This is a genomic window from Halomonas sp. BLK-85 (assembly GCF_044792155.1).
In the GTDB taxonomy this organism is placed as follows: Bacteria; Pseudomonadota; Gammaproteobacteria; order Pseudomonadales; family Halomonadaceae; genus Vreelandella.
This window is the reverse complement of record NZ_CP087731.1, coordinates 175,695-189,605: the sequence shown is the minus strand read 5'-3', so window position 1 is coordinate 189,605 and position 13,911 is coordinate 175,695. Positions and strand designations below refer to the sequence as shown.

Annotated in this window: 11 protein-coding genes and 2 pseudogenes; 5 read left to right on the top strand and 8 right to left on the bottom strand. The window is 59.8% G+C overall.

Annotated features, from left to right (window positions below; translation table 11 throughout):
- Both LL947_RS00845 and LL947_RS00840 read right to left on the bottom strand, forming a co-directional pair.
- Nucleotides 1-2,307: an ATP-dependent DNA helicase gene (locus LL947_RS00845; protein ID WP_499833663.1), complete on the bottom strand. Its 2,307-nt coding sequence runs from the start codon at nucleotides 2,305-2,307 to the stop codon at nucleotides 1-3.
- The gene (locus tag LL947_RS00840; RefSeq protein ID WP_499833662.1) at nucleotides 2,304-3,995 is read right to left on the bottom strand and encodes a VRR-NUC domain-containing protein; all 1,692 of its coding nucleotides are present in this window, start codon (nucleotides 3,993-3,995) and stop codon (nucleotides 2,304-2,306) included. Before LL947_RS00840 ends, LL947_RS00845 begins: the two co-directional genes overlap by 4 nt.
- A gap of 96 nt (nucleotides 3,996-4,091) precedes the next feature.
- On the opposite strand from LL947_RS00840, the gene LL947_RS00835 reads away from it, so the two are divergent.
- The 3 genes from LL947_RS00835 to LL947_RS00825 are packed head-to-tail and all read left to right on the top strand — an operon-like array spanning nucleotide 4,092 to nucleotide 6,552.
- On the top strand, nucleotides 4,092-4,835 hold the full coding sequence (locus tag LL947_RS00835; protein ID WP_499833661.1) for a 5-oxoprolinase subunit PxpA: 744 nt from the start codon (nucleotides 4,092-4,094) through the stop codon (nucleotides 4,833-4,835).
- 2 nt (nucleotides 4,836-4,837) lie between these two features.
- Nucleotides 4,838-5,575 carry a 5-oxoprolinase subunit PxpB gene (pxpB, locus tag LL947_RS00830; protein WP_499834354.1) on the top strand — a complete coding sequence of 246 codons (738 nt, stop codon included), beginning with the start codon at nucleotides 4,838-4,840 and terminating at the stop codon, nucleotides 5,573-5,575.
- Complete coding sequence (locus LL947_RS00825; protein ID WP_499833660.1) at nucleotides 5,572-6,552, top strand: 5-oxoprolinase subunit C family protein; 981 nt, start codon at nucleotides 5,572-5,574, stop codon at nucleotides 6,550-6,552. Before pxpB ends, LL947_RS00825 begins: the two co-directional genes overlap by 4 nt.
- An 894-nt stretch (nucleotides 6,553-7,446) precedes the next feature.
- Here LL947_RS00825 and LL947_RS00820 read toward each other — a convergent pair.
- From LL947_RS00820 to LL947_RS00805, 4 genes are all read right to left on the bottom strand, one after another.
- On the bottom strand, nucleotides 7,447-8,184 hold the full coding sequence (locus LL947_RS00820) for an SDR family oxidoreductase (protein WP_499833659.1): 738 nt from the start codon (nucleotides 8,182-8,184) through the stop codon (nucleotides 7,447-7,449).
- An 82-nt stretch (nucleotides 8,185-8,266) separates the two neighbouring features.
- Nucleotides 8,267-8,866, bottom strand: coding sequence for an SDR family oxidoreductase (locus LL947_RS00815; protein ID WP_499833658.1), 600 nt, complete (start codon nucleotides 8,864-8,866; stop codon nucleotides 8,267-8,269).
- A gap of 63 nt (nucleotides 8,867-8,929) precedes the next feature.
- Nucleotides 8,930-10,306 carry an NAD-dependent succinate-semialdehyde dehydrogenase gene (locus LL947_RS00810; RefSeq protein ID WP_499833657.1) on the bottom strand — a complete coding sequence of 459 codons (1,377 nt, stop codon included), beginning with the start codon at nucleotides 10,304-10,306 and terminating at the stop codon, nucleotides 8,930-8,932.
- 422 nt (nucleotides 10,307-10,728) lie between these two features.
- Entirely contained in the window at nucleotides 10,729-11,028 is a 300-nt protein-coding gene (locus LL947_RS00805; RefSeq protein WP_499833656.1) for a class I SAM-dependent methyltransferase, read from the bottom strand.
- A gap of 70 nt (nucleotides 11,029-11,098) precedes the next feature.
- On the opposite strand from LL947_RS00805, the pseudogene LL947_RS00800 reads away from it, so the two are divergent.
- A pseudogene (locus LL947_RS00800) lies at nucleotides 11,099-11,209 on the top strand (IS1595 family transposase); the annotation flags it as partial.
- Nucleotides 11,210-11,344: 135 nt separating this feature from the next.
- On the opposite strand, the gene LL947_RS00795 reads toward LL947_RS00800, so the two are convergent.
- Both LL947_RS00795 and LL947_RS00790 read right to left on the bottom strand, forming a co-directional pair.
- The gene (locus tag LL947_RS00795; protein WP_499833655.1) at nucleotides 11,345-12,037 is read right to left on the bottom strand and encodes a hypothetical protein; all 693 of its coding nucleotides are present in this window, start codon (nucleotides 12,035-12,037) and stop codon (nucleotides 11,345-11,347) included.
- 257 nt (nucleotides 12,038-12,294) lie between these two features.
- Nucleotides 12,295-13,335 (bottom strand): fatty acid desaturase, encoded by a 1,041-nt coding sequence (locus LL947_RS00790; RefSeq protein WP_499833654.1) that lies wholly within the window; start codon nucleotides 13,333-13,335, stop codon nucleotides 12,295-12,297.
- Between the two features lie 315 nt (nucleotides 13,336-13,650).
- Between LL947_RS00790 and LL947_RS00785 the strand changes: the two are divergent.
- Nucleotides 13,651-13,806: pseudogene (locus LL947_RS00785) on the top strand (hypothetical protein); the annotation flags it as partial.
- Between the last annotated feature and the right edge of the window lie 105 nt (nucleotides 13,807-13,911).

Here is a 13,911-nt window from a genome sequence, read left to right as displayed (position 1 = left end):
CTAGGCTTTCCACCAGCCGGGCAATAACGCCTGCAGTTTTGGGGCGGTAAAGCGGTCATCCAACAGCTCGATCAGGCCGTTATCCTCCGGGCTGCGGATGACCCGCCCGGCCGCCTGCACCACTTTCTGCAGGCCGGGGTAAAGATAGGTATCGTCATCGCCCTGCCCAAAACGGGCCTGCAGCCGGGCCGCCTGGGCTTGTTGAAAGTGGCCAAAGGGCGGCAGGCCCAGGGTGGCAATATACACGCCCACCAGGGCATCGCCTGGCAGATCAATGCCCTCGGCAAACACCCCGCCCAGCACGGCCAGCCCGACCACCCCGCGCTGGCGGCGGAACACCTTGATAAAAGCCTCACGCTCCGCTTCACGCATACCGGCCTGCTGGGCATGCAGCGGCAGCGACGGGTCAACGGCGGCCAGATGGTGCTGCAGGCGCTGCAGATAGGCAAAGCTGCTGAGGTAGATCAGATAGTTCCCCGGTTGCACCGCATACTGGCGGCTGACCCGCTGGGCAATTGGCGCCAGCGAGCGCTCCCGGTCGCGATAGCGGGTGCTGATCCGCGGATAGCGCACCTCGACCTGGGCGGCACGGAACGGGCTGGCAATCGCCTTTGCCACCGTGCGGGATGGCAGGCTCAACAGATCACGGTAAAAGCGCGTCGGCGTCAGGGTGGCCGAAAACAGCACGCAGGCATGGGCCGCCTTGAAGCGCTCGGCAATCAGATCCCCCGGCACCACATTGTCAATCGCCAGGGTAGCCAGGCGCCCTGGGCGAGCACGGCCACCCTGGCGGCTCTGACGGCTCTCCAGCGTTACCGAGCACAGCGAATGCTCGCCAAAGTCTTCCGCCAGGCGCATAAAGCCCAGGGCATCAAACAGCAGCGTCTGCAGCTCGGGCACCACCGCCTGCTCGGTCATATAGGCGGTCAGATCATTCACCAGCCGCTGCAAGGCGCGATTCAGCTCGTCGGGCACTTCTTCCAGATAACGGATCAGCGGTTCGTCACTGGCCAGGGCATTGTCGTAGGCCTTGATCAGGCGTCGCCAGGCCCGCTGAAGCGCTTCAAAGGTGGGCGCCAGGCTTTTCGGCGCAGCGCGTTTGGCACTACGGATATCCGCTTGGCGCAAGCGGGCGGAATACATACCGCGGGCGCGGTCGACCAGATTGTGGGCTTCATCCACCAGCGGCATCACCCGCCAGCGGTTCTGGCGGGTCAACCCATACAGCAGCGCCTGGCGGTCGAAGTAATGGTTCACATCGCCGACCACCACATCGCTCCAGCGGGCCATTTCCTGGCTGAGGTAATACGGGCAGATCGCATGCTCGGCCGCCAGCTGCTGAAGGCGCTGCCGGGTGAGCCAGCGTGCCTGGGCGGCCGCTTCCCTGGCCGCAGGCAGGCGGTCGAAGAAGCCGCTGGCCAGCGGGCAGCTATCGCCGTGGCAGGCGCGGTCAGGGTATTCGCAGGCTTTCTCCTTGGCGGTCAGCTCAACGATTCTTAGCGGCAGCGGCGAGGCAGAGGCCGTAGATGAGACTGAGGTATCGACCAGCTGCTGCAGGCTGGCCAGCACGGGTTCGCGCCCGGTGGTGCGGGCGGTGAGTACAAACAGGCGGTCCAGCTGCTGCGCTGGCATGGCCATCAAGGCAGGAAACAGCACACCCAGGGTTTTGCCCAGGCCGGTGGGTGCTTCCAGTAGCAGGGTGCGCTGGGTGCTGGCGGCTTTATAGACCGTCTCACTCAGGCTGCGCTGGTGGGGGCGAAAGTCGGCAAACGGAAAGCGCAGCTGCTGCAGCGCCTGATCCCGCTCGCCGCGGTGTTGCTGCTCCTGACGGTGCCAGGCCTTGAACCGGCGGCACAGGGCTTCCAGCTCGGCCATCAGCTTTGCCCGCGTCATGCACGCCTGCTCAACGGTTTCCTGGTGGCTGCTGATATCCACATACACCAGACGCAGCTCTACCTCGTTCAGGCTATCGCGCTGGCATAACAGGGCGCCATACACCTTGAGCTGCGCCCAGTGCAGGCGATGCTGGCCCGCACCGATGCGCGACAGGTCACCTCGGTGGGTCTTGATTTCTTCCAGGTAAACCGGCGTGTCATCTGCGTGGTAGCCGTCCGCGCGACCGCGTAACTGAACGCCCAGGCACGCCCCTTCCAGCAGGTACTCCGCCTGATATCCGGCCGGGCGCTGCGACTGCGCCCACTGATGCCCGGCAATTCCCTCTTCCGCACTGGGCGAGGGCGTATAGCGATATTCCAGGCTGCCGGTGCGGGCAGCAAATTCACACAGCGACCTGACCGCGACTTTCATGACGGGTCATCAGACGTCTGGGCGGTTTCGGCCTGCCAGCGCACATGGCAGACGCTGACGCTAACCCTCTGGGCCTGCAGGGCATTCAGCCACAGCCGCTGGTGATCCTGCAGGCGGTCTCCCGGCCCTTTGACTTCGATCAGCTGATACGTCCCAACCTGTTGATTAAAGGCAATCAGATCCGGCAGCCCACGGCTGTGATGGCGCAGATCCAGCAACAGGTGTTCAAAGATAAAGCGCCAATCCGCGGCGGGAATACACGCCAGGGCCGCTTCCACGCGTTCGGGCGTCAGCGTTGGCCAATGCACCAAGGAGCAGCGAATGCCCTGCTTGCTGGTCAGCCGCTCGCGGATGATCTGTCGATAGCGACCGTCATCCAGCGCCTTGAAGGCCTGATCCACCAACCCCTGGCGCGCCTCGACAAACCCCGGCCGGAACAGGTCTGCAGGGCCCGCCTGAAAGGGGTGGAAAAAAGCACCGCGCACCGGCGCAAACAGCACCGGCCAGAACAGCAACGCAAAGATACCGGTAAACAGATTGTTTTCAACGTGATAAAGCTGCCAGTCCGTATTGCTGAGTGCTTCAATCACCGCCTGTTCAACGCGCCCTGCCCCAGGCGGCAGGCTAAGTTCTTGCTGCGGCAACGGCGCAACGCCCGGCTGCTCACCTACCAGCCCCGCCTTGCGTGCACTGCGTTGCAGAATGCGCTGGAGTTGAACGCGGGTTTCCGGCTGGGGGATCTGCGCCAACGCCTCCACAGACTCGGCGTATACCTGCTCAGGCGGCGCCGATTTTTCCTTCAGGCGCAGGGCGCGAACCCGGGCATCCCGGTGCTGGCTATGGGCATAAAGGGCCAGGGCAAGCTCACCCTCGCCCCGGCGTTCGGCTTCACGGCCAAGGCGAAACAGCACCCGCTGGCGGCGATAGTCCAGCCATTCGGTGCCCACGGCGTCAGGCAGCTGCTGGCTAAGCACCGACAGCGCTTCACCCCGGGCGGCGCGCGTTTCCAGATCCGCCAGATGCAAATACAGGTCTACTTCTTCACGCTGATGAAAAGGCCGCGATGCTGCGGAAAGGGGAACCTCTTCAAAGCGCTGCTGCTGCAGTTCGGTCACCACAAACTCTGACCAGTGCTGGCGCAGGTTGCCAAAAAACATCAGCCGCAGGCGATCAAACAGTGCCGCCCGGCACAGCTTCACTACCTGCAGCGGCGCTTGCGGCCACCAGACGGTTAACGGCTGAGCGTTACCCTCATTAGCCACCAGCAGTTTCTCCACCAGCTGCGCCTTGCTGTGCGAGGCCAGCCAGCGTTCATCCGGCCTGAGGTGGCGCGCCAGCGCCAGGCACTCCGGGCGTTTCAGTGATTGGCAAAGCTGTTCCAGCGTCAATAAGGGGGCCACACTGACCCAGCCCGCGGCAGACAGCATCACCAGCGCCTGATCAAGGTCCGGCACCTCCGCATACGTCAGGCCATCACGACGAAACAGCTCGCCTTTACGCATCACCATACGCATCAACAGCGCCTGGGCAGGCTCAGGCAGCTGCAACAGCTCAGCCAACGCATCCGCTTCCTGCTGGGTCAATAAATCCGCATAGTGGTTAAGGCAAAGAGAGATCACCTGCTCGGCATTGCGCAGGTAATATAGGGGGTCATCCAGTGGGGCGGCCTTGATAGCAGCGCTGGTCATGGTGGATTGAATGCTAATCTGGTTTCCTATGTGCATGATGGCATTATTAACCACAGTCAATCATGCCATCATAAACGTTCACCTTACGAGGACACCATGCGAACCTTACAACTCAACGCCGATATGGGGGAAAGCTTCGGACCCTGGGTGATGGGCCTGGACCATGAGGTGATGCCGCATATTGATCTGGCCAATATTGCCTGCGGCTTCCATGCCTCTGACCCGGATGTGATGCGCAGCACGGTGCGCCTGGCCGTTGAGCATGGCGTGAAAGTGGGCGCTCACCCCGCCTACCCGGATCTGGTCGGTTTCGGGCGGCGCAGCCTGGCCTGTTCCGCGGCGGAAATCGAGAATCTGGTGCTGTATCAGATCGGCGCGCTGGCGGCGATCTGCCGGGCGGAAGGCACTGAACTCAGCTACGTCAAACCCCACGGCGCCCTGTACAACGACAAGGCACGCAGTGAAGAGATCTTTACCGCCGTGGCCAAGGCAGTGGTCGCCTTTGACCCCAAGCTGCCCTTGATGACGCTGGCCATCCGCGACACCTCCCGCCTTAGACAGCTGGCCGAGGCGCAGGGCATTACCCTGCTGCTGGAAGCCTTTGCCGACCGTGGCTACGATGAAAATGGGCATTTGCTGTCGCGCCGCCTGCCGGGGGCCGTTCATCACGACCCGGAGGCCATCATCGAGCAGGCGCGGCGGATTGCTCAGGGTGAGGCGCTGACCGCCAGCGACGGCAGCGATCTGATTCTCGAAGCGGATGCCCTGTGTGTGCACGGTGATAACGCCGAATCGGTCGCTTCCATCCGCCGGATTCGCGAGATGCTGGAGACGCTATGACCATGGCTCAGCCCTTGCCCCGATTGGAGCGCGCTGGCCTGGATGGCTGGATGGTGCGCCTGTTTGAGCACATCGATGATAGCAATCTGCCCTGGCTGACGGCCCTGGCCCATGACTGCGAAGCCGCCTTTGGCTCGGCGCTGGTTGATCTGGTGCCCTCCTACACCACCCTGCTGGTGGTGTTTGACCCAGCCCAGCTGGCCCCAAAGGCCGCACGCCAGACGCTGACTCAACTGCTTGCAAACTTAAGCCCGCAGGAAAACGCTGTTGAAGGCAAGCTGCATGAGATTCCCACCTGGTATGACGAAAGCGTAGGGCCGGATGCTGAACGGGTGGCAGCGCTCTCCGGGCTATCGACTGAACAAGTGATCGAACGCCATGTTCAGCAGGAGTACCGCGTGTTCGCGCTGGGTTTTGCACCCGGGTTTGCCTTTATGGGGCTGCTTGACCCGGCGCTTCATTGCCCGCGCCTGGACACGCCGCGCCAGCGGGTGCCGGCGGGCAGCGTGGCAATTGCCGGTCAGCAGACAGCAGCCTACCCAAGCGTCACCCCCGGCGGCTGGAACCTGATCGGGCGCACCGCCGTCAGGCTGTTTGACCGCCAACGCGAGGGCTTCAGCCTGCTCAGGGTCGGCGACCGGGTACGTTTTGTCAGTATCGACCGCGCCCGCTTTGAAGCTGACGGCGGCGACACCACCCCGTTCAAGGCAATACCCCGCCAGAAGGAGACGCGGCCATGAAGGATCGCCTGCTTGCTTCATCCAACGCCCAGGCCGGTTTTCAAGTGACCCGCGCCGGGCCGCTGGCGCTGTTGCAGGATGCCGGGCGTTTTGGCGTTCGCCATCTCGGCGTGACCCAGGGCGGCCCCGTCGACCTGCATGCCTGGGCCTGGGCCAACCACCTGGCCGCTAACCCCTGGGGCACCACGGCGCTGGAAGTGACGTTAGGCGGGCTGGCGCTGGTAGCAGAACGGGCCATGACCCTGGCCATCACCGGCGCCGACCTGGGCGCCCAGCATAACCGGCAGCCGGCCCCCTACTGGCAGGCATTCCAGGTCAAACCAGGCGACACCCTGAGCTTTGCCACCCCAATAAACGGGCTGCGCAGCTACCTGGCCGTGGCGGGCGGCTTTCATGGTGAAGCGGTAATGGGCAGCACGGCCTGCGTGGTACGCGAACAGCTGGGAGGAATCGACGGCCTGGGCCATCCCTTACGTGAGGGTGACCGCCTGATGGTGCAGAAAGCCACCCGCCAGACCCGTGAGTCATCGGCCACTGCGCCGCCAAGCCTCCCCGACTACAACGCCGACGCCACCCTCGATTGCCTGCCCGGCGCCCAGATCGGTTCATTCAGTGGCAAAAGCATCTTCGATGCGTTCAATAGCCAGTGGCAGGTAGACCAACGCACCGACCGTATGGGCATACGCCTCACCGGGCCAAGGCTGCGCTGCCACCTCGACGCCATGATCTCGGAAGGTATTTCACTGGGTGCCATTCAGGTACCGCCGGATGGCCAGCCGATTGCGCTGCTTAACGACAGACAGACAATTGGCGGCTACCCCAGGCTGGGTAATCTGACACCCCTTGCTGCCTCCCGCCTGGCCCAGTGCCAGCCGGGGCAGAAGGTGCAGCTGCAGGCGGTGTCTGTTGAGGTTGCGCAGCGCAGACATCAGGCGTTTTTAGCGGGGTTTGGGGGCTCAGGTGGTGGGAAGCATTGATAAGCGATCTACTGACCTGCTACTTGAAAGCTCAAGGGCTCTTATACTCGTGAGTTTTGAGAGGTTTGGCCGCTATCGGCCAAAAGCGGTCTTTCAGAACCTGCGCATATACGCCCAAGCCCTACTACAAACCCTCATTGATACTATCGTTTTCAGAGAAAACTCTTCATTTTTAGCCATCCTAATTGTTCCACATGGGGAGGGCCATTCATGGATACCATCATCATCACTCACGACGAGCCTTGGAACAAAGGTAAGCTAAGGGTTAAAAAGGCTACTTCGACTCAGAGACGTTCGGGCAATTCGCGTGAGGCTGCAACTTGCCGGTAAGGTGCGCGATTGTTACGTACACGCTACTACGAACCAAAGTAACGCTCATTTCCCGTCGTACAAAAAATCTTCGCATTATACGGCTGCTCCTTGGTCACACGAAGCATGAAAGCAAGGTTAGGCGTCTCGGGATTGAATTCGATGACGCGCTGGAAATGTCCGAGCAAACAGAATTTTAACGAGAATGACACCACCTAACCTACACAGGTTTTGGTATGGCCTATTAGCCTCAGACCCAAATCAGTGAACCTAGCACCCAAAAATACAGCTAACCCACTGACCTGAAAGGTAATGTAGTGAAACCAGCCCTTCACCCATAGAGTACCATTCCCAATATCCAATCCTGCGCCAGTGGTAGCACCCTCACCAGTCATGCCGAACTCTTGCTCAAGAGGGGACTTCGAGATCGTGGGCCTCGACAGCAGCGAAGATCGCTTTCCCACCGTCAGACGCGTAGCGGTTGACAGTCGCTCATAATCTTCCCGCGTTCTGAAATGAATGATGTGCGACTGGAATGCCACGGCCAAAAAGGGGAGCTGGACGTCACCACCCGGCCGGTGCTAATTAGAGTGGCTGCTTAGTCGGCCGGATAATAATCTCGTTGACGTCGACATCCGCCGGCTGCTCGATGGCGTAGGTGATGGCCCGCGCAATCGCATCGGCGTCAATGGCCATCTCGTACATCTCATCCACACCCTTGGCGGTATCGGGGTCGCTGATGGTACTGGTCAGTTCGGTCGCTACGGCCCCCGGCGAGATATTGGTGGATCGGATTTCTCCGTTGCCTTCCTGGCGAAGACCTTCTGAAATCGCTTTCACGGCATACTTCGTTGCGGAGTAAACGGCGGATGCGGGAAACACCTTATGCCCGGCAACCGACGAGAGATTGATGATGTGGCCGACATGCTGTTCACGCATGGTTGGCAGTACTGCGGCAATACCATAGAGCACACCCCTGATGTTGACGTCGATCATCTTGTCCCACTCGTCGACCTTTAACTCATCGAGGGGCGACAGCGGCATCAGACCCGCGTTGTTGACCAACACGTCGATGCGCCCATAGGCATCCTTCGCCGCCTGAGCAAGCGACTCGACCTGAGCGCGGTCAGTGACGTCGGTTACCTGGTAGATGGCATCACCGCCCTGCTCCTTAATAGCATCGCGCAACTCAACAAGGCGATCCTCGCGGCGGGCAGCAAGCACCAGCTTTGCGCCACCCTTGGCCAGACGGTGGGCGGTGGCTTTACCGAGACCACTGCTGGCGCCGGTAATGATGACGACCTTGCCATTGATTTCTGACATGGGTTCTTCTCCTGTAAACATGAGTTATTGAATGTTGCGAGTTAAAGGTTGCAGGCCGGGTGTTACGCCGGCTGCGCGACAGTCAGGCGGACTGCATATTCTGCGCCAGACCATCGTAACGGCCTGTCGTGGCGGCCTCCACCAGCACATACACGTCCGCGCGGGAGGCCTTTGCGGATTTGTCGACGTCCTCACCCAGGATCACCTCCTTGCCACACCCGTCGTTGGTCAGTGCCACGGGGCGCAGGATCGAGTAGGTCATGCCAGAAGCCTTGAGGTATTCGTCCGCTTCATGTTTGGCATTCAGGTAAGGGGCTATGTCGCCGGTGGGGTTCGACTTGTCTGCCCTGATCGAGCTGAGCATCACGAAGCGTTTCACGCCTGATTCAAGCGCCAGATCGATCAGGCGTTTGGCGCCGTCCCGATCCACTTTTTTAGTCATTTCAGGGCCCGTGGATCCACCGGAGCCTGCCGCAAAGATCACCGCGTCCATGTCGTCGCACACGCCGGCTTGCAGGTCGGCCAGGTCACCACAGCGCAGGTCTTCGCCCTGGGGGAGCGCGCTGGTGTCAGAGCTTTCGCGAACAAGCGCAGTCGGTTTATGACCCTGATCTATCAGGCACTGGACCAGATGCAGGCCCGTTTTGCCGGTGGCACCAGTCACAAGGATGTTCATGCTCATAGAGGGATCCTTAATGCTGAATATTGAATGAAATGGGCGGGATTTCGAGTATCGGGCCTGTAATCACGGCAGGAAAATCGACTTAACGTTGACGAATTCCTTTATGCCAAAGCCGCCGTGTTCACGTCCGTACCCGGAATTCTTGACCCCGCCGAAGGGCATATTCGGATCAGCGGCCCCGAACGAGTTGATGCGGATCATCCCCGTGTCAAAGTGATCGCGGGCCAGCTTCACGGCACGTTCCTCGTCCTTTGAAAAGATCCCTCCGCCCAGTCCATAGCGACTTTCATTCGCCAGCCGCATGGCGTCCTCGTCATCCCTGGCGCGGATGATCGACGCGACAGGCCCGAAGATTTCATCGTCGTAGGCGGGCATTCCGGGCGTGAGGTCTGCCAGCACCGTGGCAGGATAATAGGCACCGGTGCAATCAGGCACTTCTCCGCCGCAGAGGATTTTTGCACCCTTGGCAACGCTGGCATCCACCTGCCCTTTGACCGTGTCAAACTGATCCTGGCTGGAAAGCGGCCCAAGCTGGCTGTTCTTATCCGTGGGGTCGCCCATGACGATGTCTTTCATTTGAGCCACAAAAGCATCGACAAAGGCGTCATAGACCTTATTGGTCACGATGAAACGCTTTGCGGAAACACAGGTCTCCCCGTTGTTGTACAGCCGCCCCATGACCGAAAATTTCACCGCCGTTTCGATGTCGGCATCTTCCAGCACCAGGTAGGCGTCGTTCGATCCCAGTTCAAGCACGGTTTTCTTCAGCGCTTTGGCGGCCACGGCTCCAACGTGTCGCCCGGCCCCGTCGCTACCGGTCAGCGTGACACCACGAACCTTGGGATGGGCGATCAGCCTGTCGCTGGTGTCGTGGTCGATCACGATGACCTGAAACAGATCCTCGGGCAGGCCCGCTTCAATGCATAATTCGCGCAGACGCAGGCCGGATCCCGTGCAGATGCTGGCGTGTTTCAAAACACAACCGTTGCCTGCCATCAGATTTGCCGCCAGCACGCGCACCGGCTGATAGATGGGAAAGTTCCAGGGCTGGATCGAATAGATGACGCCAATGGGCTGATAGCTGACGACGCCGCGCTTGCCGTTGAGCCCCTGCTCACGCTCCTCATCGGCCAGCACGTCAGGTCCGTTTTCAGCGGTGTAATCAAAAATCGCCGCACAGAGTTCAACCTCAACGTGCCCGTCTTTCAGAAGCTTGCCGGTTTCGCTGGTCATCAAGGCGGCCAATTCATCGGCATTTTCGCGCAATTTTTGGCCGATCTTTTTGAGATAGGGGGCCCGTTCCTGATGGCCCAGTTTGCGCCATTCCAGAAACGCTGCATGGCAGGCCTCAAGCCGGTCCGTTGCTTCCTTTTCAGTCATGATGTCGTAGGTCTGAATTTCTTTTTCGGTCGCAGGATTAATGGTGGTGATTGTCGACATAGTCACTCCTTCCGAGTCTGATAGGGAAACGCGGTTGGCGCTAACCTTGGTAGATTCTCAGGCCGTTGGAGGGATCTGTCCGTTCGATAACTAACATAACCGCAGGAGGTATAGGCCGTGGCCGGTGGCAGTAGCCCCAACTACGGGCTAAGGTTTTCTGGTTAAATTCTCCTTAGAGCCGTTGAAGTGCCAGATCCACTTCATCAACCAAGTGGGCAACCTGTTTCGTCGGGCTACCAACAAAGGAGTGATAAAGCGGCTCATAGCGTTGAATCCAGATGCCATGAACGTTTCGACTGAGAGTTCCTTTACACCTTGGAGTAAAGGCAAGCTGGCAGACACCACGCCACGATGCCCGTGTAAGGTCGGTACCATGCCTCTACGTAACCGAGCCTGAAACGATAAGCGCCATAATTATGCCGTTATACGAATGAAAATTGCATCATAGTGGTAGGGACGCAACTGCAATTCGACATCCCCTCGCACGCCGCTTGAGCCTGTTCCAGCATGACTGGGTCAAGATCGGAACCGATAACTCGCCCCTCGCCAACTTGCCGGGCGATAGCTGCAGTGAAATAACCATCGCCACAGCCGATATCGGCGACCGTCATCCGCTGTCCGATGCGCAAGGCCCTGACCACCCTGTCAGGGTTCGGCCCAAGCGTATGCCACCAGTCGCTGTCCGGCATAGCGGAGTCGGGAAACAGCCGGTCTTGCGTCATGATAGGAGATTCCTTTTCATCCTCACTGGTACGCCTTTCAGTCGAATTCAGCACTCAAGGGCTCAGCCTTTTCAATCGGCGCTATGACCTCAAGACCATGATTCCGCGCTTTCTCACGGTGGCGGCGAGAACCCCACTGATGCCGTGCCGGTTCCTGAAAATAGCTGAACCGTATGCGTAATCAGGAAGGTATTTTTTCCACCTGCTTACGTGAGAACGAGAAAATCTAAGCCAATCGTCCGGGTGCTTCAGAAGACTCCCCTACAACCTGTGCTTAATGGCTGGTAATCCCTGACTGATCTTCCAAAACCTGGCCCTAACGTACGAGCTCTGCTGTGCGCCGTGTGGTCGAGCCGAAGAACAAGGGCTTGTCGACGACGAACTTCATCGAACGTTTCACCAGACCTTTGCCGGGGAAGAAGCCGAGATCAAGCGACAATCGGATCACCGCCTGAGCCTCAAGATCAATGGTCTGCTCGAGTGGCACCAGGAAACCTTCGTAATCACCTGCCGGTGTCACATACCGCTCTCGAGTGATGGGCATGACGTGGTGCTGGTACTCACCCGTGTGCTCGATCTCTCCCGTCTCTATGTTAACGACCGTAGCCCTACCAGAGGCGCTCCATGTCCGGTCGGGCACTATCCTGTTGGGTAGCAGTACCACGGGCGGCTCGTACTGCACGGTCTGACCTTGCGTGAGCACGTCCAGACCGGTGAGCAGCACGCTGCCATCCCGGAGCTTGGATAGATGGAGGATGTTGTAGTCGCCAAATCGAAGTTCCCAGCGGCCTTCACCATCTGCGGAACTCAGTTCCATCACGACCTGCCGTCCCTCGCCGTCTCCGTCCACTACCTCGAACGTGCTTTCACTGGGGACCAGAGGGAAAAGCTCCTCAGACTCAACCTCCTGAACCGTCGACGCCGGAGACGCTGGCGTCTCCGCGAGGGTGGTTCCAGCGGTGCAGAGGCCGACACCGATCAGTATCGCTTGCGCGTAAGACAGGTACATTGGATCTCTCCTGGAGTGCGTGAACAAGAGCAGCGCAGCACTCGTGGCAGTGAAGCGACGTCAACGGGAGAGCTGGCGCCACTGGCGATGAATTGTGGAAACCTCACCTAGATTGTAGAAAACGTCCGCATCGTGGTCCTCGGCGATCCAGAGGTATTAGTCGGTTTCGTCGGTGAGTAAAAACATGGACGACCTCGTTGCCAAATGCATGGTTTCCTGAAGCGGTTAGAACTAATTTCTTCAGTCAGGTTATGTGCTCACGCGCGTACCGGAGGCGTCTCCGCGTTCACGTGGTCGAAGGGGACCAGGCGCCGCCGCTCCTCGTCCCACAGGGCAAGCCGGGTGCAATCGAGGCTTTGCTTGAGCGTGAGACGACTGATCTCGCGAAGCTGCGGGAAATCCGCCAGCACCTCGGGCAACCGGTAGAACGGAATGCGGCTGGCGAGATGATGGACGTGGTGTACCCCGATATTCGCGGTGATCCAGCGCAGCGGCGCCGGAAGATCATAGTGGGAGCTCCCATAGAGCGCCGCTTCGCGGAACGACCACTCCTCGTCTTGCACCCAGCGCGTATTCTCGAACTGGTGCTGAACATAGAACAGCCAGACGCCGATGGAAGAGGCCAGCACCGCGATCGGCAGGTGCACCAGAAGAAAGGTTCCCGCTCCCACCAACGACATCATCGCAATGGCGACCAGCACGATGGCCGCATTCGACCCCATGGTGCTCAACCACGGCATCCATCCCGCGCGCATGAATCCGACGGGTAGGCGGTTCTGCAACATGAACAGGTAGACCGGCCCCAAGCCGAACAGGACCAGCGGGTGGCGGTATAGCCGGTACCGCAGCCGCTGTGCCCGCGGCAGCGCTTGGTATTCACGCACGCTCAAGGTGTCGATGCTCCCCTCGTCAGCGCGATCCAGATTGCCGGAGTGCGCGTGATGCAGCGCGTGGGTGTGGCGCCAGAGGTCGTAGGGCGTGAGCGTCAACACCCCCAGGGCCCGTCCCAACCAGTCGTTGGCGCGCCGGGACGGAAAGAAGGAGCCGTGCCCGCAGTCATGCTGGATCATGAACAGCCGCACAAGAAATCCAGAGGCAGGTATCACCAGCAACAGGCCGAGCCAGTAGCCGGCGCTCACGCTTGCCCAGGTCAAAAACCAGAAAAGGCCGAACGGGATCACCGTAACGAGCAGTTCGAAGACGCTGCGGGCAAGGCGCGGCGCACGATAAGCGGACAGTGCTCGCTGTAACGCTCGGGGATCACCGGTTGTTTCTTGGTGCAGTACTTCTAGATTCATGTATGGACTCCGTAAGAGGCTCGACCTCCAACCTTCGGGTTCGCAACCTATCGCCGGGGTGCCGGTTTCTGACACAGAGCCACCCTCCGGCACTGGGCACGATAGCTATAACCGTGTAAAACATACTGGACCCATTCACGGTCATTGTATGTTTCATACCGCACACACTGAACCCGCGATGCCGCTATACCGTGCGGCCGGCCGGCTCCACTTCCCTGACAAACCTCGACGCCTATCCAGTCTTCGTTAGAGCGTTCCGGCTCCTCGGTCGCGCCGATTGGACAGGCAGCGTGAGACTCCAAACGGTCTGGTACGCACACGATGCGCCGCACCAAAGCGACGCTGATATACCGTAGAACGAAAAATTTAAGGGCAGTGCAACTGGTCCTGGGTCACACGAAGCTGGAAAGCACCGTCAGGTATCTAGGAATAGAGGTCGATGATGCGTTGGAAATGGCAGAACAAACATGAAGTGACGGCCTATCCTGGGCCGTCGTTACCCGGCCAAAAGCAGTCATTCAAGGAGAGTTACTGCTAAAAGAAGCCTTGGTTTTCTTTACCTCATGTTCTCATGTT